The organism is Rhizobium sp. NPDC090275, from assembly GCF_044772225.1.
In the GTDB taxonomy this organism is placed as follows: Bacteria; Pseudomonadota; Alphaproteobacteria; order Rhizobiales; family Rhizobiaceae; genus Rhizobium.
The window spans coordinates 173,676-196,949 of sequence record NZ_JBIVYL010000008.1 but is presented as its reverse complement, the minus strand read 5'-3'; the positions used below and the strand labels follow the sequence as shown (position 1 = coordinate 196,949).

Here is a 23,274-nt window from a genome sequence, read left to right as displayed (position 1 = left end):
GCCGCCTTGCCGATCGGCAAATTTGCAGACGTCTAAAGCCGGCATGGGTGTAGAAAACCGGTGAAACGTCACCTATACCGATCCGTGCATGCGCACATCAGGGCAGGTACAAAAGGTAATGGCAGCAACACGAGCTTCGGGATCATTCCACGAGCGGGATCGGGGTGTCCGATGTCCCATCGGGGATGGCTTGCCATTCCCCGGTCGTTTACCCGAGGTGATACCCGATGACCGAACCCACACGATTGCGCTGCAGCACCGACATCCGTCTGCTGAAGCTGTCTGAATATTTGCACCTGATCGTCGACCGGCTGGCGAGCTTCGATGCCGCCGTCGTTCAGACCGATGACAGCGTAACCTTCGAATTCCCCTTCGCCTCCGCGCGCTTCGACATGGCGCCCGAGCGGCTGACGATGGAAGCCTCGTCGCCTGATGAAGAGGGCCTTCGCCGCGCCAAGGAACTTCTCGGTGTCGCGGTCGAGCTCTACGCGAAGAGCGAAAAGCCGCAATTCGTCTGGACGGGCGACCTCGCCGGCGACACGACGCTCTCGTCCTTCCGGCTCATGCGCGTCGAGCGCGCCTGGCAGGTGACACCGGGCATGCGACGTGTGCGCCTGACGGGCAGCAATCTCGAGCGTTTCGACAATCCCAACAGCATGCACATCCGCATGTATTTTCCGACAGCCGATGTTCCCGAGCCGGTATGGCCGATCGCCGGACCGAACGGCCTGACATTCTGGCCGTCTGAGGAACGCAAGCCGGTCGCGCGCGTCTACACCATCCGCGAGATGGATGCGAAGGCAGGCTATATCGACGTCGATTTTGTCGTCCACGGCGATGGCGACGGCGCGCACGAAGGTGTGGGCTGCGCCTGGTCCATGCATGCGAAAGAAGGCGATGAAGTCGGCATCATGGGACCGCTCGGCCGGCCTGTGAGACCGGCGGAGTGGTACATCATGGGATGCGACGAGACGGGATTGCCGGCACTGAGCCGCATTCTGGAGCGGCTGCCGGCCGATGCGCGCGGCCATGCCTTCGTCGAAGTGGCGCGGGCGACCGACGAGCAGCCGATCACGCATCCCGAGGGCATCGAGCTTCGCTGGATCCATCGCAACGGCGTTCCGGGCGGCGAGCACGGCGAATTGGTCCGAGCGATCCGCGCCGTGGAGTGGCCAAAGGGCGTCTCAAGCTTCGGCTGGTTTGCCTCGGAGAACGACGCCACCAAGGAGATCCGCGAGTATTGGCGCGACACGCTGTCCTACGGACGCGACCAGACGCTGGCTGCCGGCTATTGGAGGCGAGGCGTGACCGGGCTGATGGCCGGTTGATCGGGGCGGCCTGGCATGCCTTTATAGGGACAGGGCATCGGCGGAGCGGTGAAGGGGCGAAGCCATCCGCCCCGTTCATCGTCGGCCGGGCGCCAGATCGTAGGCGGACGCTGAGGTGACATTCGGCTTGCGGAACGCCATGCGTCTGCAGTAGGTCACTGCTCTCAACCATTGCGGCCGCGTAGGTCGGTCAAACAACGGCATGCGTCGATAAGGAGTGCTCCGATGAATGAAGCCCAGTTCATGGCACTATGCAAAAGCGGAAAATTCAAGGAAGCACTGGCGCTTGCCCTGGATGGCAAGGAAAAGGCGAAGTTCTCGCCGAGCCGCTTCGCAATCGATAAGAAGTCGGGCACGCCAATATTCTACCGCGGCAACAAGCGCGTCGAGATCGGCGCCGATGGCGAGTGGGAACTGGCCAAAAACAACTGGCAGCCTGGCGGTCCACAGGACTGAAGTCCGCCACACCGTCATTTGAAAGCGGCACGTTATGTGCCGCCTCCCCTATTCTTGCTCAGGCAGCGCGAGCTGCGTTCAGTGGGATCTCGACGTCGATCTCGAGGATCGACATATGCTCATCGCGGTCCATCTTCACATGTACGCGGTCGTTGTCGACCTGCACGTGCTTGGCGATGACAGCGAGGATTTCCTCGCGGAGAACCGTGATCAGATCGGAGCCGGTCGAGGACCGCTCGTGAGCCAGGAGCACCTGCAGGCGCTCGCGGGCAGCCGGTGCGGTTCTCTGTTTTCCAAAAAGCCGAAAAATGCTCATGCGGCCTTCCTTCCAAAAATCTTGCCGAAGATACCGCGCTTTTCGCCCGGCACCGTCATCGCCACCTCTTCGCCGGCCAGGCGGCGAGCGGCGTCGAAGTAAGCCATGGCGGGCGCGCTCTTGCTGTCCGCGAGCGTGACCGGGGCGCCGATGTTGGAAGCGCGCAGAACGTCCATGCTTTCAGGAATGATGCCGAGCAGCGGGATGGAGAGGATCTCCAGCACGTCGTCGACCTTCAGCATGTCGCCGCGCTCGGCGCGGTTCGCATCATAGCGGGTGAGAAGCAGATGCTTCTCCATGCGCTCGCCGCGTTCGGCCTTCAGCGTCTTTGAATCGAGCAGGCCGATGATGCGGTCCGAGTCGCGAACCGACGAGACTTCAGGGTTGGTGACGACGACGGCAACATCGGCATGGCGCATAGCAAGCGTCGCGCCGCGCTCGATTCCGGCGGGGCTGTCGCAGATGACCCAGTCGAAATGGCGCTTAAGGTCGGCCATGACGCGCTCGACGCCCTCTGCCGTCAGATTGTCCTTGTCGCGGGTCTGCGAGGCAGGAAGGAGGAAGAGCGTCTCGAGGCGCTTGTCGCGGATCAGCGCCTGCGACAGCTTGGCGTCGCCCTGGATGACGTTGATCAAGTCGTAGACGACTCGGCGCTCGGCGCCCATCACCAGATCGAGGTTACGCAGCCCGACGTCGAAGTCCACCACGACGACCTTCTCGTTTCTCTGTGCAAGAGCCGCTCCAAGTGCCGCGGTGGAGGTTGTCTTTCCAACTCCGCCCTTGCCTGAAGTGACGACGATGACTTTCCCCATCTTTCTCTCCTAATATCTGGCCAACCTGGGCTCAGCTAAGTTTCTCGGCCTTGATCGCGTCGTCTTCCAGCCAGAGCTGGACTGCTTGTCCGCGAAGCCCCGGCTCCAGGTCTTCCGCCATTTTGTAGATGCCATCGATGGCAACCAGTTCAGCCTCAAGCCTGCGGCAGAAGATGCGCGCCGAGGCATTGCCCAACGACCCCGCCATCGCCCGTCCGCGCAAGGCGCCGTAGACATGGATCGAACCGCCGGCGATCACTTCCGCGCCTGACGAGACAGACCCGATGATGGTCACGTCGCCTTCCGCGAAAATCACCGACTGCCCGGAGCGAACCGGCTCCCGAATAACCAGTGACTGCGGAGTTTGCCGCGTCTCGATTGCGTCAGGCTTGCGTGGCGCTTCGAGAACAGGTTCGCTCTGCGGCATCTCGAAATCGGAAACCGGACGCCCGCCCTTGAGAGCCGGCGGCATGCCTGGTCCGATCAGCGAAGGACGCCCACCTTCGATGCCCATGATGCTGACATTGCGCTCGCCGAGCGCCGCGATAAGCTCCTTCAACTGCGCGCGATCAATGTCGAGCTCACTGATATCGAGCACGACAGGGCGCCCAAGGAAAAAGCCGGCCGATCGCGCGGCCAGATCGTCCAACCGAACCAGCCAGTCGTCGAGCGGCAAATCCGGCGATAGCATCACCGCCAGAAACGAGCGGCCCTTGATACGGATGGAGCGGGCGTCTGTTAGCAATTTGGTCATCTACGTTAAGAAATCGTTGAGATTTATTAACGATGAATTGGTTAACAAATGGTTAACACGGGCATTTCAGCCGGCCGCGAGCGGCGCCGATGACGGGGCATTTTTCGAGGGCGGATAGGCAGTATCGAACGCCCTGAATTTGTGCTGTGAAAGACCCCAGAAACGATAAAGGCCCGCTTAAGCAGGCCCATCGGAAGCAATCAGGTAGTGATGTGATCAGCGACCGTATACGCGACGCTTCAGATCAGCGCGGCTGACACCGATGTCCTTGAGGGCAGCGTCGTCGAGGCGGGAAAGTTCGCGGTATGCTTTGCCGAGCTGAAAGTACTCGACGATCTTGTTGGTGATTTTCATTGCATTTCTCCTTCTTCGATGCTCAATTAATTATCTCATTGCCCTGATAATGAGCAGAGATAAATTTGCATAAGAGGCATCCGAGAATCGCAATCGGCACTGTGTGAAAGGCAAGACTCACACTCTGGCGGTGCGGCCGACGAGATGAGTCGGCCACACGCGTTAAAGCGAATGATCGATGCGCGATCAGCCCTTGATGAAGGCGAGCAGATCCGGGTTGATCACGTCGGCATCCACCGTCAGCATGCCGTGTGAGAAGCCGGGATAGACCTTCAGCGTGCTGTTCTTCAAAAGCTTCGCCTGCAGCAGCGAGGCATCCTTGTAGGGCACGACCTGGTCGTCATCGCCCTGCAACACCAGCGTCGGCACGGTGATCGCCTTGAGGTCCTCGGTCTGGTCGGTTTCCGAGAACGCCTTGATGCCATCGTAATGCGCCTTGGCCGAGCCCATCATGCCCTGCCGCCACCAGTTGTCGATCACGCCCTGGGATACTTTCGCGCCGGGCCGGTTGAACCCATAGAAGGGACCGGAGGCGACGTCGATGTAGAACTGGGCGCGGTTGGCGGCCAGCGCCGCGCGGAAACCATCGAACACTTCCATCGGCGTGCCATCGGGATTGCCCGGCGTCTTCAGCATCAGCGGAGGAACCGCGCTGACCAGAACGGCCTTGGCGACGCGCCCTTGCGGCTGGCCATACTTGGCGACGTAGCGAGCGACCTCGCCGCCACCCGTGGAGTGGCCAATGTGGACCGCGTTGCGCAGATCGAGATGTTCGGCAACGGCGGAGGCATCGGCGGCATAGTGGTCCATGTCATGACCGTCGCTCACCTGCGCGGAGCGGCCGTGGCCGCGACGATCGTGCGCAACGACGCGATAGCCCTTGTTGACGAAGAACAGCATCTGCGCGTCCCAATCGTCTGATGACAGCGGCCAGCCATGGTGGAAAACGATCGGCTGGGCATCCTTCGGACCCCAATCCTTGAAGAAGATTTCAGCGCCATCTTTCGTCTTCACAAAGTTTCCGGTCATGGGAGTTGCTCCTTTTGCAGTGTGTACTGTCTTTTGCTTCGCGGCGAAGGCCGGTGTGGCCATCGCGAATGAAATCGTTGCTCCGGCAAGCATTGCTTGCCGGCGAGAAAGCGGGAATGAAAATTCGTTTGCCACAGGGCGCTCCGTCTCAAATCATCAGAGCCGGCTTCGCCGCCCTTTGATGTCAGGAGCTTATGGAAACGACACGCATGGCGATTGTCGTTTTCGGTGGCGTTTGGATATTCGTGCGGAGAATCGTGGCAGACGACAGAAGGGCCGCTGCGGGATGAACGCGGACTTGGTCGACGCGCTCATGGAGAATACGGCCCGCAAGGTGCGGGCCGCAGCTCTTAGTCTATCAACGCTGATTGTACTTGGCGTCGAGTTCGTCCATCGCCTTGACGTTGCCGGCGGAGCGGCCGTTTTCATCGAAGGTCTGCGCCAGGAACGCATCGGCGATGGCCTTGGCGAGCTCAGGTCCGATGACGCGCGCGCCCATGGTGATGATCTGGGCGTTGTTCGACAGCGCGGCGCGCTCGGCGGAGTAGGTGTCATGGGTCAGTGCGGCGCGGATGCCGGGGACCTTGTTGGCGGAGATGCAAACGCCGATGCCGGTGCCGCAAACGAGAATCGCCTTGTCATAGGTGCCGTCGATAACGCCCGACGCCACACGATCCGACAGGCTGGCGTAGAATGCATCCGGGCCCGCGCTCGTGCGCGAGACTTCGGACACCTCGTAGCGGTCCTTCAGGTGGTCGGCGAGAACCTTGGCGAGACCTTCGCCCGCGCTGTCTCCTGCGATAGCCAGTTTCATGCTTTTTCTCCTTCGAGTTTGGCGTCAAGTTTGGCGGCGCATTTCGCGAGGATGTCGAGATAACCTTCGACATTCCAGGCCGAACGGCCGATGAAAAGCCCGTCTATATGTGGGCTTGAGATGAGTTCTTCGCAATTGCCGGGGTTGACCGACCCGCCGTAGAGGCAGGGAATGCGGCGACCCAGCACCTCCTCTGCAACGGCAATGATTTCGGCCTGGCGCGCATCGGCGTATTCGGCCGTGGCCGGAATGCCGTTGACACCGATCGCCCAGACCGGCTCGTAGGCGAGCAGGATCTCGGCCCCTTTCTGCGCGCCAGTCAGCTTGGAAAGTGCGCCGCGAACCTCGGTTGCAAGTACCTCGGCGGCACGGCCGCTTTCGCGGTCGGCCAGCGTCTCGCCGATGCAGATGAGCGGGATCAGACCATGACGGACGGCCGCTTCGGTCTTCAGCCCAACGGTCTCGTCGGTTTCGCCGAAGAACTCCCGCCGCTCGGAGTGACCGAGTTCGACAATGTCGAGGTTGCAGTCCTTGAGCATCACCGGCGACACCTCGCCGGTCCATGCGCCATCATCGGCCCAATGCATGTTCTGCGCTCCCACCTTGACGGAGGTTTCAGAAAGCATGGCCTTGACCTCGCGCACCGCCGTGAAAGGCGGAATGACGAAACGCTGGATGCGCGGATCGCGCGCATCATCCGCAGCTTTGAGGCCGTTCGCGAAGCTCTGCGCCTCGGCAAGCGTCTTGTTCATCTTCCAGCTGGTGCCGATCCAGAAACGTGGTGAGTTGGCCATCTGCAATCCTATTCCCTATCGTCGTCTATCTGATCATCCGGCTAGCGCAGAAGCGCTTCGGCCGTGCGTTCGTCGGTAATAAGCCCGTGGAGGCTGCCGCTGCGCAGAACCGCGCGGATCGCCTCGACCTTGCCGCCGCCGCCCGCAATTGCCACCAGCCGCTCCGTCCTCGGCTGCGGCAGGCGTGCCGAGAGCGTTCGCTCCGTCAGCGAGGTTTCGAGAATGCGACCGTTGGAATCGAAGAAGTAGCCGAGGATTTCGCCGACACCGCCGGCAGCCGCCACTTCCTTGATCTCGCGGGCCTCGATCATGCCCGATTGGACAAGCTGCGCTTGCGTATCGACCGTGCCGAGCCCGACCAGCTTGAGCGTGGCGGTGTTTGCGAGGTCCATCACTTCCTTCACGCCACGCTGCGCCAGGAGCACCTCGCGGTCCTCGGCCGTGTTGGCGAAGAACGGAACGGGCATGACATAAGCAGGCATGCCGGTCTTTTCGGCGATGCGGTGCATGACGTCATAGGGGTTGGCCGCGTAGTTTCTGGTCAAGCCGCCGAGAAGCGAGACGAAGCGCAGGTCGCGGGCGGAGACGCGCGGCAGGAGATGCACTGCTGTCGACAACGTGCGGCCGTGGCCAAGCCCGATCACGTCATTGTCGCCGCGCTCGATCTCGCGCTTCAGGAAGTTCGAACCGGCAAGGCCGAGTGTGCGAAAGATCGACTCGTCTTCGCCGACATAGGGCGTCACTTCGCAATATTGCAGGCCGAAGCGCTCGGAGAGGCTGTTCTCCAGCGCGACGCACTCGATGATGTCGCCTTCGATACTGATCTTGACGACACCTTCGGCCACCGCGCGCGCGATCAGACGGTGCGTCTTCACCGATGGCAGCCCGAGACGCTTGGCCACCTCGGACTGAGTCAATCCGCCAGCGTAATGCAGCCAGGCGGCCCGCACCGCGAGCGATTCTTCCGGATCGTTCATCGACAGTCGTCTCCCGATTTGGCCACGCGCATATCCCGCCTCTTTTTTTCGATTCGCCTTTCGGTCAGATATGCAGGTCGGCGATGCCGGTGTCGATGTGGGGAGCCCAGAACGCGACGCTTTCGGCGATCTGCGAGATGACCTGGCGGTCGTTCGGCTCGCGCTCCTTGAAGGACAGCTCGAGGCAAATCTCGTTATCCTTGGCGCCGCCCTCGGCAAATGCCTTGAGCAACTCCGGCGGCTGGATGCGGCCCTTGGCGTTGAACTCGGCCGTAAACGGCCGATGCCCGCCCTTGTCCATCAGGCTCTGCTTGATGTGGATGATCGGCGAGACCTTGGGCACGGCACGCGCCCAGGCATAGGGTTCGAAATCATCGGGGTTGGTCGAGGTCACGTCGCCGTGGTCGATATCGGCCATCATCCACATCGGCACGGCCATGTTGGCGGCGGTCAGCCGGTCCTGCAGCTTCACGCACTCGGCGATCGTCTCGCCGAACTCGCGGCCGATGCTCATCGGCTCCCAGAAAACGTAGGAGAGGCCCGCCGACTTCGCATGTTCGGCAACCTCTGCCCAGCAATCTATGGCGATCTTGATCAATTCCTCGCGCCGCGCGGGATCGTCGAAATCCTTGTAGGTGAAGATCGCGAACTGCGTACCGACCGAGGTTCCGCCGAGATCGGCGGTGATATCGGCGAAAGTCTTGAACCAGTCGACATAATAGCGACGGACGTCGGCATCGGGATGGCCGAAATGGTTGAGCCGGCCGTAGGGCCCGGTCATGCCCGAGGTCACCCTGACGCCGGTGCGCTGGAGCGCCGCCGACATGTTCCGGGTCAGCCTGCGAATGACGGGCGCCTGCCAGCTGGGATTGATGAACTCGTGGGTGAGCTGCAGGTCGCGGATGCGGAGATCCCGCGCCACGGTTTCGATCAGGTCATCCGGCTCGGCGAAACGATTGACGAGCGGATTGGTGTTCAGCGAAAGGGTCAATGCCATGATCGGTATCCTCAGGCGGCCGCAACGAGATTCGCGCCGGCGAACCAGTCGGCAAAGGCGGCCTGCTCGGCCTCGGTCAGGTGCAGATAGTGCTTGGTGCGGCGCTTCAGCACATCCTCAGGGGTCAGCGCCCACTCGGACGAGACGAGATAGCGAACCTCGGCCTCATAGAGATGGCCACCGAAGTGACGGCCAAGCCCTTCGACACCTTTTGCATCACCGACGATCTTGCGGGTGCGGGTTCCGTAGAGACGGCCATAGTGCCCGGCGAGCGTGCGCGACATCCAGGGATAGGTTTCCTTCAGACCGTTGAAAAAGGTCTCGTAATCGGCCTTCGGCATGTCGCCGCCCGGAAGTGCCGCGTGCTCCGTCCAGTTATCGGACATTTGCGGGAAGATATGCTTCAGGCGCTGCATGCCGCGCTCGGCGAGTTCGCGGAAAGTGGTGATCTTGCCGCCGAAGACGTTGAGAAGCGGCGCGTTGCCGGTCTCTTCGAGATCGAAGACGTAATCGCGCGTCACAGCCGACGGATTGCCCTTGCCATCGTCGAACAGGGGACGCACGCCGGAGAAGCTGTGAAGCACATCCTGGCGGCGGAGTTTTTCCTTGAAGTAGCGATTGACGGCGGTGAGCAGGTATTCGATTTCCTTCTCGTCGGCCGCGACATCCTCGGCCCGGCCTTCGTAGGAGATGTCCGTCGTCCCGATCAGGGCCTTGTCGCCCTCATAGGGGTTGATGAAGATCACGCGCTTGTCGTGGTTCTGAACGAGATAGGCGTTGGAGCCCGCCCAGAACTTCGGCACGATGATATGGCTGCCCTTGACCAGCCGGACATTGCGGCTGCTGTTGGCGCCGGCCACGCGACCGATGACATCAGACACCCACGGGCCTGCCGCGTTGGCGATACAGCGGGCGCGGAAATTGCGGGTTTCACCGGTGACGCTGTTCTTGGTGGTGATGCTCCAGCCGCCATTCTCGCGGCGGGCGGAGACGGCTGCCGTGCGGGTCAGAACCTCGGCCCCACGCTCGGCGGCATCGACCGCGTTGAGCACGACGAGGCGCGCATCGTCGACCCAGCAGTCGGAATATTCGAAGCCGCGGGTGTATTGGTCGAGGATCGGCGTGCCCTCGGGATCCCGGCGCAGATCGAGCGTGCGGGTGCCCGGAAGCTTCTTGCGACCACCGAGGTGATCATAGAGGAAGAGGCCGAGACGAACGAGCCAGGCCGGGCGATCCTGCGGCGAATGCGGCAGCACGAAGCGCATCGGCCAGATGATGTGGGGAGCGGCGTTGAGCAGCACTTCGCGTTCGATGAGGGCTTCGCGCACCAGCCGGAATTCGTAATATTCGAGATAGCGCAGGCCACCATGGACCAGCTTGCCGGAGCGCGACGATGTCCCCTGCGCAAGGTCGTCCTTCTCACACAGAACGACCTTCAGGCCACGGCCCGCCGCATCGCGCGCGATGCCGGCACCATTGATCCCGCCACCGATCACGAACAGATCCACCATTCCGGACTCAGTCATCAACATGCTCCTTCGGATGCTTTTGCATCAACACATTCATTCAGCGCGGCCGCGCATCAGTCGCGGCCCAGCGCGGGATTTCCGTCTATTGCGTGGCGACCAGCTGATCCCAGGCGGGCGCAACCGCCTGGCGTACCATCACGTAGGCCTTGAACAGGCGCTCGAAGCGCTCGGCCTGCTCGCTGTCGGGCGCTTCGGCCTCGCCAAGCAGCGGCGTCACCCATTCGGCAATGCAATCGTCCATGTTGCGATAGGCGCCGATCGCGACAGCCGCCATCATCGCAACGCCGGCAGCACCCGCCTCTTCGCGCCGCGATACCCTGACCGGGGCATTGACCGCCGCCGACAGGCAACCGCGAAGCGCGCGCGAACGCGCCGCGCCGCCGGTGATCCGGAGCTCTTCGGGCATATCGCCCATCGCCGCGTAGCAATCGCGCGTCGCCATGCCGAGACCCTCGACGACAGCGCGCAACAGATCGGCAAAGCCGTGGCGCATGGAAAGGCCGGTGAAGCCGGCACGGGCAGCGGCATTGACGAAGGGGCCGCGCTCGCCCGCATCCGAGATATAGGGGTGATAGAGCACCGAACCCGGCCGGCTTTCAGCGAACCAGCTGTCGATGCGGGCGATCAGATCGGCATGCGATACCGTCTTGCCGCCCTCTGCCATCAGCGACCCGGCCATCTGCAGCAGCCAGTCGATGTTGATCGTGGCGCTCATGTTGGTCTGCACCTGGGTGACGATCCCTGGCATCGGCAAGGCGATCACATAACCCGTGCCCTCGGCATTGAGCTGCACGTCGGCCACCGCCTTGGCGCGCATGTGGACGCCGGTGGAGCCGACGGTCGAGCAGGCCGCATTCTGACCCGCGCTGCGCACGCCGGCACCGAGCGCGGTCATGACCATATCGACATAGCCGAGACTGATGGGCGTGCCGGCAAGAAGCCCACAGGCCCGCGCCGCATCGGCGGAAAGCGGATGAGTGACCTCGGTGCCATCGATGATCTCTGGCAACAGCGACCGGCGGCGCAACAAGCCCAGCGCATCGATCGCCGCGTCGTCATACTGGCGCGTGCGGAAATTGCCGAAGGTGAAACTTGCTTCCGAGGGGTCGGTGGCGCGGACGCCCGTGAGATTGAGATAGAGCCAGTCCTTGCAATGAAGCGCGACTTCGGCGCGATCGAGAAGATCGGGCTGATTGCGGTCCATATGGGCGATCTGCGCGCCCTGCTGGCAGGTATTGAGGCCGGTCCCGGTTGCTTCGAAACGCGCGCGATTGCCGGCGCCGGCACTGAGTCGCGTCACGGTGGGGGCCGCACGCGCATCGAGCCAGAGCCATGCATCGCCAACCGGTCGGTTGCCGGCGCCGACGAGCCATGTGCCGTCGCCCTGCCCCGTCACCGAAATGGCCGCCGTGCGCTCGGCAAGGCTCGGCACCTTTTCGCTGAGGCCGCGCAGCGCGGTCACGCAGTCGGCCCAGGTTTGCGTCAGAGACTGCGTCGCCGAACCGTCATCGCCGGTCGCATATTGATTGCGCGCCGAAGCGGATGCGATCTGGCGCCCGGAGAGCTCGAAGGCAACCGCCTTGATCACCGAGGTCCCGGCATCGATACCGATAATGATCTGTCCACGTTCAGACATCGAAAGCCTCGTCGGCCACGATAATCCATGCCGCTGGATACGGCATCCTCATCCCATTCATGGTCACTCCTCCCAGACGACCGCCGATGGACCGCGCCAAGCGCCACCACTCAGGCAAGTACGTCGCATTGCGACTGCTCCTCGCGAGATCAGACTGAAAGACCTCGCCTCGGGCAGCAACCGGAAACCGGCAAGCACCGGATTTTCGTTTCATGCAGAATATAACACAAACTTATCACCGCAAATGAATTTTTTTTCTGTTGTCGCAATTTTTTTCAGCTATAATGCGAACCATCAAATAGACACGATGAGCGAGGCACTCGGCTGAGTGCCATTGCGCAGGTAAAGCGAGGATGCTCGCCAGCGCCAAAGCGCATGCCATAGTGAATCTCAATCAAATATAATGATATCAATAACTTGTGATCTCGTCATGCGATTGGTCACGCATGCGTCAGTAATGCAAGAGATTACAAAACGTTGCCCTGTTAGCGCCCTCTCCGCGCACCAGCCCGATCGTTCCCCACAGTCATCGACATCGCCTAAAACGGAAAACGCCGCCGAATGGCCGATTGACAAGGTGCAATCTTTATAACATCTTTACTGCCATTGATAACACGATGATACCATAGCCCACAGGCTAACACGGTATCTGCGTGAAGCGCCCGGCGGTTGGAGGAGAAACAAACGCCGGGTTATTGAGGAGGATCACGACGGTGCGAATTTCTGTTTCCAGACATGGCTTGGCGTCCCGCCAGCATTTCCGCCCCGACGCGCGATCCCCGCTTGGCGGCCTCCTCGCCAACTCTCCAGCCAACATACTGGCCAATACACAGGATTGTCGCCCGACCGACCGGTCGCGACGTCGATAATCCCCCATCCCCTTTTCTTTCCCTCAACAGGAAATCCGGCCTCGCGCCGAAGGTTGTAAGAAAATGAGCATAGAAACGGACTACGCGGCTTCCCAGCCGAAGAGCGGCAAACTGAAAATCGCGGTCGGCATTGCGGCCGTCGTGGTTGTCGTCGGTGCGATCGCGTTGGACACGAAGGTTGTCCATATCGGCTCCGAGAATGACGTGCGCCAGCAGGCGTTTTCCTCGGAAACCTATGGCGTGGAGCAGTTCCCGAAGATCGCGGCTGATGTCGAGAAGCGCGCGGTCCCAGCTGCCGAGCTTGCACCGGCTGCCCTCGCCGACAAGAAGGCGGCGGGTGAGAAATACGGCGTCGCAACGACCACCGGCCCGGTTCTGCCCGTGTCCTTCTCCGGCGTTGTCGGAGAGCGCAAGGGCAACATCAACGAGGTGAAGGTCGACGGCCTGCCGCCCGAAGTCGTCATTCGCGTGCAGACCGGTCCGGCAATCAACGGCACCGATCTGCGCGATGCCACGGGTACGATCGAATTCGGCCAGTTCACCAATCAGATCGAGTACCAGGACGCCGGTTCGGCGATCAACAACGAGATGAAGAAGGCCGTGCTTGGGAGCATCGACCCCGCTCAGTTGACCGGCAAGACGGTCACCGTCACGGGCGTCTTCAAGCTCATCAATCCGAAGAACTGGCTCGTCACCCCTGTCAAGGTTGAAGTCAAATGAGCCAGGCAAGCCAACGCCAGATCAAGGGTGAGATCGGTGAGGTCGTGCTCAGCGCCCGCAACGTTGCCAAGACCTATGGCAGCGTGCAGGCCCTCAAGGGCGTGAACTTCGACATCCACCGCGGCCAGGTCACCACGCTGTTCGGCGAAAATGGTGCCGGCAAGTCGACGCTGATGAAGATCCTGTCGGGCGTCGTTCGCCCGACATCCGGCGAGATCATCCTCGACGGACAGACCGTCAACTTCGTGTCCTCGACGCATGCCCGCGAATGCGGCATCTCGATCATCCACCAGGAACTCAGCCTGGCGCCCAACTTGAGTGTCCGCGACAACATCTTCATGGGCCGCGAGATCATCACGGCGGGAACAGTCGATTTCGCCGAGGAAGAACGCCAGACCCGCGCCCTGCTCGAAGAGCTGGAAGAGGACATCGATCCGCTGACCCCCGTCGAGGATCTCCGCCTCGGCCAGCAGCAGATCGTGGAAATCGCCCGCGCGCTGTCTGTGAACTCGCGTATCCTGATCATGGATGAGCCGACGTCTGCGCTGAGCGCCACCGAAGTCGAAGTGCTCTTCAAGGTTATCCGCGATCTCACCAGCCGCGGCGTATCGATCGTCTATATCTCGCACCACCTCGAAGAGGCGCTACAGATCACCAACCATGCCGTCGTGCTGCGCGACGGCACCATGACCGCCTATGCCGAGCGCAAGGATATCGATCTCGAATGGATCGTCCGCAACATGGTGGGCGAAAACTTCGACCTCGGCAGCCCGCCGACCGGTTACGAGATGGGCAAGGTCGCCCTGTCGATCAAGGAACTCACCGTTCCCGGCCCCTCTGGTGCCGCCTATAACGCGGTCGACCGCCTGTCGCTCGATGTGCGCGCCGGCGAGATCGTCTGCATCTACGGCCTCATGGGCGCCGGGCGTACCGAGCTTCTCGAATGCGTGGCCGGACGGCTGCACGCCAGCGGCGGACATATTCTTCTCGAAGGCCAGGACGTGGCCGGCCTCAGCATTGCCAACCGTATCGCAAGCGGCCTCGGCCTCGTGCCCGAAGACCGTCAGCGTGACGGCCTGGTGCAGACGATGACCGTTGGCACCAACCTGTCGCTTGCCAGCATCGGCGCCTTCACCAGGGGGCTATTCACCTCGGGTGGCCGCGAGCGCGAACTGGTCACGGATTCGATCCGCAAGGTTCACATCAAGACCGACGGCGGCGCCGCTGCAATCGGCTCGCTCTCCGGCGGCAATCAGCAGAAGGTCGTCATCGGCAAGATGCTGGCGACGCATCCGAAGGTCATCCTGCTCGATGAGCCGAGCCGAGGCATCGACATCGGCGCCAAGGCCGAGGTGTTCAAGCTTCTGGCGGAGCGCGCCAAGCAGGGGCTGGCGGTGATCTACTCCACCTCGGAGGTCGCCGAATGCCTGAGCATCGCACATCGCATCATCGTCATGCATCGCGGCAAGATTTCCGCCGAGTTCAGCTCTGACGTCACCAAGGAAAAGATCATGGCCGCCTCTGGCGAAGCAGTGGTCGCGCACTAGCCCGGAATTATGGAGCACTGATTATGTCAGTCACTGAAGCAAACGACAAAAAGACAGTTTCGAACGGGCCACGGCGGGATTTCAATATCATTCGCCTGCTGCTGGAAGGTCGCGCGTTCTTCGCGCTGATCGTCATCATCGCGGTTTTCTCCTTCCTGTCGCCTTACTATTTCAGCCTCAACAACTTCCTGATCATGGCCTCGCACGTGGCGATCTTCGGGATCTTGGCGATCGGCATGCTGCTCGTCATCCTGAACGGCGGCATCGACCTTTCGGTCGGCTCGACCCTGGGTCTTGCGGGATGTATCGCTGGCTTCCTAATGCAAGGCGTACAGCTTCCCTCCTTCGGCGTCATCCTCTACACGCCGGTCTGGGCGGTCGTGGTCCTCACCTGCGCGATGGGTGCGCTGGTCGGTGCCGTCAACGGCGTGCTGATCGCTTATCTCAAGGTTCCGGCCTTCGTTGCCTCGCTCGGCGTTCTCTACGTTGCCCGCGGCATCGCGCTTCTGATGACGAACGGCCTGACATATAACAATCTCGGCGGCCGCCCCGAACTCGGCAACACCGGCTTCGACTGGCTCGGCTTCAACCGTCTCGGCGGCGTTCCGATCGGCGTGCTCGTGCTTGCGGCTCTCGCCATCATCTGCGGCATCGTGCTCAGCAAGACTGCTTTCGGTCGCTGGCTCTACGCTTCCGGTGGCAATGAACGCGCCGCCGAACTCTCGGGCGTTCCCGTCAAGCGCGTCAAGATCCTCGTCTACGTGTTCTCCGGCGTCTGCGCGGCCATTGCCGGCCTGGTCCTTTCCTCCCAGCTGACGTCCGCCGGTCCGACCGCCGGCACCACCTATGAACTGACGGCGATTGCTGCCGTGGTCATCGGCGGTGCCGCGCTCACCGGCGGACGGGGGACCGTACGCGGCACCATGCTCGGCGCCTTCGTCATCGGCTTCCTGTCGGACGGCCTCGTCATCATCGGCGTCTCGGCCTACTGGCAGACGGTCTTTACCGGCGCGGTCATCGTTCTCGCCGTTCTCATGAACAGCATCCAATACGGGCGTCGGGTCAAATCCTCCTGACGCACGCCACCGAACTTCTCCGCAACAAAGCGGAAAGCACCGCCGGGAAGCCGGCACAACACGAACTCATCAATGGGAGAGAGACTATGTTTAAAAAGGGCATGCGCGTTCTTCTGGCAGCTGTTGCCGTAGCGCCGATCTTCGTAAGCTCCGCATGGGCAGAGGGCCTGATGACGGTTATCGTCAACGACCCGTCCAACCCCTACTGGCTGACCGAAGGCAACGTTGCCAAGGCAACTGCTGAAAAGCTCGGCTACACCGCGACCGTCGGCGCGCACAAGGGTGACACCAACACCGAAAGCAACCTGATCGACACCGCGATCACCAACAAGTCGGTTGCCATCATCCTCGACCCCGCAAACGCCGATGGTTCGGTCGGAGCCGTCAAGAAGGCCGTTGCAGCTGGCATCCCTGTCATCCTCGTCAACGCTGAGATCAACCAGGAAGGCCTGGCCAAGGCACAGCTCGTTTCCAACAACGCACAGGGTGCCGCCATCGGTGCGCAGCAGTGGGTTGAAGCTGTCGGCGACAAGGGCAAGTATGCCGAACTCTTCGGCTCTCCTTCCGACAACAACGCCGCAACGCGCTCGAACGGCTACGAGTCGGTCCTGACCCAGTATCCTGACCTCGTGAAGTCGGCCAAGGAAGTCGCCAACTGGGACCGTACCCAGGGCCACAACAAGATGCAGTCGATGCTCCAGGCAAACCCTGACATCATCGGCGTCATCTCCGGCAACGACGAAATGGCTCTCGGCGCGATCGCAGCACTGAAGGAAGCCGGCAAGCTCGCAAACGTCAAGGTTGGCGGTTTCGACGGTTCGCCTGACGCGGTAGCCGCCATCAAGGCCGGCGACCTGCAGTACACCGTCCTGCAGCCGGTCGCAGTCTTCTCGGAAGAAGCCGTCAAGCAGGCCGACAATGTCATCAAGAACGGCAGCACCGGTGCCAAGAGCGAAAAGCAGCTCTTCGATTGCCTACTGATCACCAAGGACAACGTCGACAAGTACACCGCTCCCTTCGTTCTCGAGCAGTAAGACACGGAAGGGGACGCCTCGCCGAGGCGCCCCCTTTTTTCCTCCACAGTTGCGTATCTTCGCGATACAACGCGCAGACCAGTCGTTCGAGCGCAGAGGCCATCGTGACACAGAAGATAGGCGCAGGCGCGCTCCCCATCGACGAACTCCCAAGCGACAGCCGCCAGACGCGTCAACTCGTGCGTCGGCAGATGATTGCCGAGGCTGTGATGGCGGAAGGACAGATGCGGATCGAGGATCTGACCGATCGCTTTGGCATCAGCCTCATGACCGCGCATCGCGACGTCGACGATCTCGTCAGCCGCGGTCTGTTTCGCAAGACACGCGGTGTGGTGACCGCAGCCGCCTCCAGCCTGATCGAATCCAGCGACGTCTACCGCTCCGGCCGTCAATCGGCGGAGAAGAACATGATCGCCGCGGCGGCCATGCAGTTCGTCGAGCCTGGGCAAGCCATCTTCTTCGACGATTCCACCACCGTACTCCCGATGGCCGATCATCTTCCCGCGAAGGTTCCGATCACGGCGATCACCAATTCGCTGACGCTCATCAACGCATTGAAGGGCATGCAGGACCTGACATTGCTGGCGCTCGGCGGGCAATATTACAACTGGTGCAACGCCTTCGTCGGCCGCACCACCGTCAACGAGATCCACCGTCTGCGCGCCGACGTCGCTTTTATCTCCATGTCGGCAATCACCGACGATCTGGTGTTTCATCAGTCGCCTGAGATGGTCGACACCAAACGCGCCATGTTCGACTGCGCCGCCAAGCGCGTCCTCCTGGCCGACCACACCAAATTCGAGCGGCGCGCCCTGCATCGCTTCGCAGCCCTCAGCGAATTCGACGTCATCATCGTCGACGACAAGACGCCCGCCGTCCATATCGACCGCATGCGATCGCGCGATATCAACGTGATCATCGCGCGAGAGGACAAGGCGCGTCTGCGACCACATCAGCCGGAGTAAAGCCTGAATGCCAAGTCTGCTTGGAATAGATAGCGGCCTCACCGTCACCAAGGCCGTGATCTTCGACGTCGACGGAACCCCGATCGCCGTTGCCCGCCGCCGCGTGACCCAGTTCATGCCGCATGCGCGCCATGTCGAGCGCGACATGAACGAACTCTGGACGCAGACGGCCGATGCCATTCGCGAGGCGATCGAACTCAGCGGCCGCCCGGCCAGCGATATCGCCGCGATCGCCGCCACCGCACACGGCGACGGCATCTACCTGACCGACAAAACCAACGCCCCTCTTGGCCGCGCGCTTCTGTCGCTCGACAGCCGTTCGGTCGATATCGTCGAGACCTGGCTTGCCAGCCCACTTGCCGACCAGGCGCTTGAGCTGACGGGCCAGGTCCCGCACGTCTCGGCGCCCTCGGCACTGCTTGCCTGGATCAAGAAGCACGAGCCGGCACGCTACAAGGAGATCGGCCATATCCTGTCGTGCAAGGACTGGCTGCGGTTCTGCCTGAGCGGCGTCATCGGCACAGATCGCACCGAGGCGAGCACTTCCTTCACCAACGTCCGGACGCAGGATTATGATCTCGATGCCCTGCGATTGTTCGGCATTGAGGAGATGGCTTCTGCGTTGCCGCCGATTTCCCGCTCGGACGAGATCATCGGCTACGTGACCGCGCAAACGGCCGAGCGCACCGGTCTTGCCGTTGGAACGCCCGTCGTTGCCGGCCTGCACGATGTCACAGCCTCCGCGCTCGGTTCCGGCGGCTATGCCGACGACGTGGTTGCCGTCATCGCCGGCACCTACTCCATCAACGAGACGCTGTCGTCGCATCCGCGCATGGACCGCCGCTGGTTCTGCCGCAACGCCATCGAGCCCGGCCAGTGGAACAATATGTCGATCTCGCCGGCATCGACGGCGAATTACGACTGGTTCCTCGATACGCTCTGCGCCAGCGAGCGCCAGAGCGTCGAGGCATCCGGCGGTTCGGTCCACGCGCTGCTCGCCCCGGAGATCGAGGCCGCCTTCGAGCGTCCCTTGACGGCGCTCTTCCATCCCTATCTCTTCGGCTCGCCCTATGGGGCAGCCGCCAGCGCCGGCTTTTTCGGCCTCGGCGGCTGGCACAATCGCGGCGATATGCTGCGCGCCGTGCTTGAGGGCATCGCCTTCAACCATCGCATCCATGTCGACGCCTTGCGGGATGGCTTCACCTTCAGCGAGGCGCGGCTTGCCGGCGGCATCTCGCGCAACAAGCGCGTCGTGCAGATGTTCGCCGACATTCTCGGCATGCCGGCGACGGTCACCGAGACCGACGAAGCGGCCGCGTGGGGGGCTGCCCTTTGCGCCGGCGCTGGTGCCGGTCTCTATGCAAGCCCGCGGCACGATCCACGCGACACGGCGGCCATCGCACACCGCTGCTACCCTGATGCTGCGCGAAGTGCTGCGTACCAGGAGCGCTACGACCTCTTCCGCGAGATCGCCGATGCCATGGCGCCCATCTGGCCGAAGATCGGGAAGCTCACCGCAGGCAAGCCATCGGCTTGAAATATGAACCGCGCCCGTCGGGCACGGTTTGCAAATGACATTCAGCAGGACGATTTCAGATGATCGATATTTCCGCCGCCAACACGCTTCGTTTCCAGAACCTCGGCGCGATCAAGGACATTGACGTCGTCATCCTCGGTGCGGGTATCAATGGCGCGGGTACGTTCCACGATCTCTGCGTGCAGGGTGTCGATTGCCTGATCGTCGACAAGGCGGATTTCGGTTCGGGCACAAGCTCGGCGCCGTCGCGCCTGATCCATGGCGGATTGAAATATCTTGAAACCGGCGAGTTCGGGCTGGTCGCGCAATCGACGCTGGAGCGCAATCTGCTGCTGCGCAACGCGCCGCATTGCGTCGAGCCGCTTCCGACCTTCATTCCAGTCTTCTCCTGGACGCGTGGCATCTGGGCAGCGCTGAGAACGCTGACCGGCTCGACCACGGCACCGCGCAGCCGCGGCGCCGTTCTCGTCAAGATCGGCCTGCGGATGTATGATTTCTTTGGCGCCCGCAACCGGGTGATGCCGAACCATCGCTTTCTCTTCAAGAAGAAGGCGCTGAAGGAGATGCCGCATGTCACGCCCGCCATCGTGGCGGGCGGCATCTATTACGACGCCAAGATCAGCCGCCCGGAGCGCTTGGTCTACGAACTCGTGGCGGATGGGCTGCAAGCCAACGACAAGGCGCTGGCCACCAACTTCACGACGCTGGTCTCATCGGAAAACGGCGTACTGACCTTCAGGCGCGCCAATGGCGAAACGTTCTCCGTTCGCGCGAAGCTGGTCATCAATGCCGCAGGCCCATGGATCGATCATGCCAACGCCTCGCTCAATGCGCCCTCGAAGCTGATCGGCGGCACCAAGGGCTCGCATATCCTGCTCGATCATCCGGAACTGGTGAAGAGCCTCAACGGGCACATGATCTACTTCGAGGCCGATGACGGCCGCATCTGCCTCGTATACGACTATCTCGGTCTCGCCATGGTCGGCTCGACCGACATACCGGCGAGCGATCCGGAGAACGTGCGCTGCGAGGAGCCGGAGATCGAATATTTCCTCGAGAGCGTACGCTCCCTTCTCCCTTCACTGCGCTTCAGCCGCGATCAGGTCGTCTACACCTATAGCGGCATCCGCCCGCTGCCGGCCTCCGACGCCTCGTCGCCCGGCCTCATCAGCCGCGATCACTCGGCGCCAGTGATGGAAGCGACGGCGGAGCGTCCCTTCCCTGTCATATCGCTGGTCGGCGGAAAATGGACGACGTTCCGTGGCTTCTCCGAGGAGGTCGCCGACCTCGTGCTCAAACGCCTCCAGCGCACACGCCGCCAATCGACGCAGCAGCTGGCGATCGGCGGCGGTCGGCAGTTTCCTGGTGACGCCGCGCAGCGTCAAGCTTGGCTAGCGGCTGCCGTTCAAAAGAGCGGCGTCGATATCGAACGCGCCGAAACGCTTCTGTCGCGATACGGCACCACGGCATCTGCGATCCTCGATCACGAAGCGACGTCCGCCCATCGCGACAGCGAGCGGCTTTCCGATGCCGAGCACTACAGCCTGCTTGAGATCGACTGGATTGCGAGAAAAGAGTTTGTCGTTCATCTGTCCGACATCGTCCTTCGCCGAACCACGATCGCGATTGAAGGCGCGCTGACGATGGCCGGCTTGCGAGACATGGCAAAGGTTACCGCCAAAGCGCTCGGCTGGGACACGGCGCGCACCGAGAAAGAGATCGACGACGTCGTGACGACGCTTAGCGATTTCCACGGGCAGAATCTCAGGCAGGCGGCCTGATTATCACCTGGCCTATGCGAGACGCGACATCGCGTGCTCGTCGGAGGTCGAATGCTGACCGAACTCCCGTAACAGCCAGGCGGCCGAATGACGGTCGACCGCCTTGTGAAACAAATAGCCCTGCCCCAGCAGACATCCGAGGGCGCGCAGGTGTTCGGCCTGCATCTCCGTTTCTATTCCCTCGGCGACGACACGAATGCCGAGTTTTTCGGCGATCCCCATCAGGCCTTCGATGATGACCGCGCCTGCATCGCCGGGCACCAGACGATCGACGAAGGACTTGTCGATCTTGATGATATCGACGGGAACGGTCAGCAGATGAGTCAGAGATGCAAAGCCGGTGCCGAAATCGTCGAGCGCGACGCGCAAACCTCGGGACCGCATGGCCTTGATCTCGTTTGCCACGACATGATCGCCCTGGCCGAGATAGACGGATTCCGTGACCTCGACGATGACGTGCTTCAGCGGTATGCCTGATGCTGCAAACACGCTGCACAGCCGCTCCTGAAGATGGCCGGCGTGAAAATCCGCCGCCGACAGATTGATGCCGACATGCTGGAACGGCAGGCCCATATCCAGCCAGCGGCGGACATCGGCCGCAACACGTGAGAGCATACGCTCGGTCAATTCGGATGCCACCTGAGCGTCCAGCGTCGCATCATGAAAGTTCGCCGCCGAGACGACATCCCCGGCCTGCGTGGTCATGCGACACAGTGCTTCGAAGCCGACGACCTCGCGCGTGTCGAGGCGAAGGATCGGCTGGTAATGAGCATCGATGCGGTTCTGCGCCAGCGCGACACTGACGTCGCGGATGGCGCGGAAGCGGCGCGTCAGAGATGTCCCCAGTCCCGCATGATAGGCCGTGTATTGACCACGATTGCGCTCCTTGCCGTGATAGAGCGCCACATCGGCATTGTGCCGGACCTGCTCGGGCGTGTCGTCGATCTCGGCGATTGCGCCGCCAATGCTGGCCGCGGGAAAGATCACATGGCCATCGCACTGCGCCGGCCGCTTGATCTCCCGCAGGATGTCCTCGGCCTTTGCGGCAAGATCCGGCTCCGGCCCATCATGCAGAATGACCGCAAACTCGTCGCCACCCAATCGGAACGTCGTTTCGGTCGGCATGGTGGCGGCCATGCGGCGCGCGACGACCTGGATGAGCGCGTCACCCGCGCCATGACCGAACGTGTCGTTCACCAGCTTCAAGTTGTCGACGTCGACAAGCAGCATGCCCCAACTTCGCTCGGCGGATCGATGCTGCTGCTTGAGCACCTCGTTGAACCGCGCGCGATTGGGCAGCCCCGTAAGCGCATCCGTATAGGTCAGCGCCTCGCGCTCAAGCGCGCGTTCGTTTCTCTCCAGCGCAATAGCGCAAAGATGCACGCATGCGTCCACGACGTCGCGCTCAAGCTGGCTCGGGCCACGCTTTTCGCGAAAATAGAAGGCGAAGGTCGCGAGAACCCGATCGCCGCTCATGATTGGCGTCGACCAGCACGCTTTGAAGCCGAGGGGGAGAACCATGGCCTTGAAGTCCTGCCAGCGCGCATCGTTTTCGATGTCTGTAACGGTAACAGGGACGCCATGATAGGCCGCCGTCCCGCAGGAGCCGGCCAGAGGGCCGATGGCCAGATTGTCCACGGCCTGCGAATAAGTGAGCGGCAGCGATGGCCCGGCAAGCGGATGCATTCGGCCATCCTTGACCGTCAGCACCGAACAGACTGTCCAGGGGATGGCGGCCTCCACGCGCGTGCAAAGATCATGGACGACGGCGCCGAGCGGCTCGCCCTTGGCGATCATTTCAAGAATGGCATTCTGCAGCGTCAGCATGATTGTCCCACTCGAGATTACGAAACCCACAGTGGCACGCTCATGTTCAAATCGGATTGAATGCATCATTAAACTTCTATCTTTGCACTCTACCTAAATAAGATTTTTCTGATTTCTGTTCC

At 61.9% G+C, this 23,274-nt stretch carries 21 protein-coding genes; 9 read left to right on the top strand and 12 right to left on the bottom strand.

The genetic code is table 11. The annotated features are described in order from the left end of the window. Positions 1–227: 227 nt before the first annotated feature. Together ACIQUB_RS21040 and ACIQUB_RS21035 are read left to right on the top strand one after the other, a co-directional pair. The gene (locus ACIQUB_RS21040; RefSeq protein WP_402931793.1) at positions 228–1,328 is read left to right on the top strand and encodes a DUF2218 domain-containing protein; all 1,101 of its coding nucleotides are present in this window, start codon (positions 228–230) and stop codon (positions 1,326–1,328) included. Positions 1,329–1,553: 225 nt separating this feature from the next. Continuing rightward, entirely contained in the window at positions 1,554–1,784 is a 231-nt protein-coding gene (locus ACIQUB_RS21035) for a hypothetical protein (protein WP_018896963.1), read from the top strand. Between the two features lie 58 nt (positions 1,785–1,842). Here the strand turns inward: ACIQUB_RS21035 and minE are convergent, their stop codons facing one another. The 11 genes from minE to ACIQUB_RS20980 all read right to left on the bottom strand — a co-directional run bounded on the left by minE (position 1,843) and on the right by ACIQUB_RS20980 (position 11,796). Beyond that, positions 1,843–2,100, bottom strand: coding sequence for a cell division topological specificity factor MinE (gene minE / locus ACIQUB_RS21030; RefSeq protein WP_018896962.1), 258 nt, complete (start codon positions 2,098–2,100; stop codon positions 1,843–1,845). Beyond that, positions 2,097–2,912: a septum site-determining protein MinD gene (minD, locus tag ACIQUB_RS21025; protein WP_018896961.1), complete on the bottom strand. Its 816-nt coding sequence runs from the start codon at positions 2,910–2,912 to the stop codon at positions 2,097–2,099. Before minD ends, minE begins: the two co-directional genes overlap by 4 nt. A 31-nt stretch (positions 2,913–2,943) precedes the next feature. Then, the gene (minC, locus tag ACIQUB_RS21020) at positions 2,944–3,666 is read right to left on the bottom strand and encodes a septum site-determining protein MinC (protein ID WP_402931791.1); all 723 of its coding nucleotides are present in this window, start codon (positions 3,664–3,666) and stop codon (positions 2,944–2,946) included. A gap of 216 nt (positions 3,667–3,882) precedes the next feature. Further along, the gene (locus ACIQUB_RS21015; RefSeq protein ID WP_402931789.1) at positions 3,883–4,020 is read right to left on the bottom strand and encodes a DUF1127 domain-containing protein; all 138 of its coding nucleotides are present in this window, start codon (positions 4,018–4,020) and stop codon (positions 3,883–3,885) included. A 186-nt stretch (positions 4,021–4,206) separates the two neighbouring features. Then, the gene (locus ACIQUB_RS21010; RefSeq protein WP_402931787.1) at positions 4,207–5,049 is read right to left on the bottom strand and encodes an alpha/beta fold hydrolase; all 843 of its coding nucleotides are present in this window, start codon (positions 5,047–5,049) and stop codon (positions 4,207–4,209) included. Positions 5,050–5,407: 358 nt separating this feature from the next. Beyond that, positions 5,408–5,863: an RpiB/LacA/LacB family sugar-phosphate isomerase gene (locus ACIQUB_RS21005; RefSeq protein ID WP_018896957.1), complete on the bottom strand. Its 456-nt coding sequence runs from the start codon at positions 5,861–5,863 to the stop codon at positions 5,408–5,410. Further along, positions 5,860–6,657, bottom strand: a complete 798-nt coding sequence (locus ACIQUB_RS21000) for a triose-phosphate isomerase (RefSeq protein WP_402931785.1) — start codon at positions 6,655–6,657, stop codon at positions 5,860–5,862. The genes ACIQUB_RS21005 and ACIQUB_RS21000 overlap by 4 nt, the downstream gene beginning before the upstream one ends. 41 nt (positions 6,658–6,698) lie before the next feature. Beyond that, positions 6,699–7,634, bottom strand: coding sequence for a sugar-binding transcriptional regulator (locus ACIQUB_RS20995; protein ID WP_402931783.1), 936 nt, complete (start codon positions 7,632–7,634; stop codon positions 6,699–6,701). Between the two features lie 64 nt (positions 7,635–7,698). Then, entirely contained in the window at positions 7,699–8,631 is a 933-nt protein-coding gene (locus ACIQUB_RS20990) for a TIM barrel protein (RefSeq protein WP_402931781.1), read from the bottom strand. 11 nt (positions 8,632–8,642) lie between these two features. Next, complete coding sequence (locus ACIQUB_RS20985; RefSeq protein ID WP_111565097.1) at positions 8,643–10,157, bottom strand: glycerol-3-phosphate dehydrogenase; 1,515 nt, start codon at positions 10,155–10,157, stop codon at positions 8,643–8,645. A gap of 85 nt (positions 10,158–10,242) precedes the next feature. Then, positions 10,243–11,796, bottom strand: coding sequence for an FGGY-family carbohydrate kinase (locus ACIQUB_RS20980; protein WP_402931779.1), 1,554 nt, complete (start codon positions 11,794–11,796; stop codon positions 10,243–10,245). A gap of 932 nt (positions 11,797–12,728) precedes the next feature. Here ACIQUB_RS20980 and ACIQUB_RS20975 point away from each other — a divergent pair. From ACIQUB_RS20975 to ACIQUB_RS20945, 7 genes are all read left to right on the top strand, one after another. Next, complete coding sequence (locus ACIQUB_RS20975; protein WP_402931777.1) at positions 12,729–13,385, top strand: DUF2291 family protein; 657 nt, start codon at positions 12,729–12,731, stop codon at positions 13,383–13,385. Then, complete coding sequence (locus ACIQUB_RS20970; protein ID WP_113012154.1) at positions 13,382–14,932, top strand: sugar ABC transporter ATP-binding protein; 1,551 nt, start codon at positions 13,382–13,384, stop codon at positions 14,930–14,932. Before ACIQUB_RS20975 ends, ACIQUB_RS20970 begins: the two co-directional genes overlap by 4 nt. Positions 14,933–14,955: 23 nt before the next feature. Continuing rightward, positions 14,956–16,008, top strand: coding sequence for an ABC transporter permease (locus ACIQUB_RS20965; RefSeq protein WP_402931774.1), 1,053 nt, complete (start codon positions 14,956–14,958; stop codon positions 16,006–16,008). A gap of 86 nt (positions 16,009–16,094) precedes the next feature. Next, positions 16,095–17,042, top strand: coding sequence for a D-ribose ABC transporter substrate-binding protein (locus ACIQUB_RS20960; protein WP_018896948.1), 948 nt, complete (start codon positions 16,095–16,097; stop codon positions 17,040–17,042). Positions 17,043–17,146: 104 nt separating this feature from the next. Then, the gene (locus ACIQUB_RS20955) at positions 17,147–18,007 is read left to right on the top strand and encodes a DeoR/GlpR family DNA-binding transcription regulator (RefSeq protein WP_018896947.1); all 861 of its coding nucleotides are present in this window, start codon (positions 17,147–17,149) and stop codon (positions 18,005–18,007) included. 7 nt (positions 18,008–18,014) lie between these two features. Next, on the top strand, positions 18,015–19,544 hold the full coding sequence (locus ACIQUB_RS20950; protein WP_402931771.1) for an FGGY-family carbohydrate kinase: 1,530 nt from the start codon (positions 18,015–18,017) through the stop codon (positions 19,542–19,544). Positions 19,545–19,603: 59 nt separating this feature from the next. Then, positions 19,604–21,325 (top strand): glycerol-3-phosphate dehydrogenase/oxidase, encoded by a 1,722-nt coding sequence (locus ACIQUB_RS20945; protein WP_402931770.1) that lies wholly within the window; start codon positions 19,604–19,606, stop codon positions 21,323–21,325. A gap of 12 nt (positions 21,326–21,337) precedes the next feature. On the opposite strand, the gene ACIQUB_RS20940 is transcribed toward ACIQUB_RS20945, so the two are convergent. Further along, on the bottom strand, positions 21,338–23,155 hold the full coding sequence (locus ACIQUB_RS20940; protein ID WP_402931989.1) for an EAL domain-containing protein: 1,818 nt from the start codon (positions 23,153–23,155) through the stop codon (positions 21,338–21,340). Positions 23,156–23,274 lie beyond the last annotated feature (119 nt).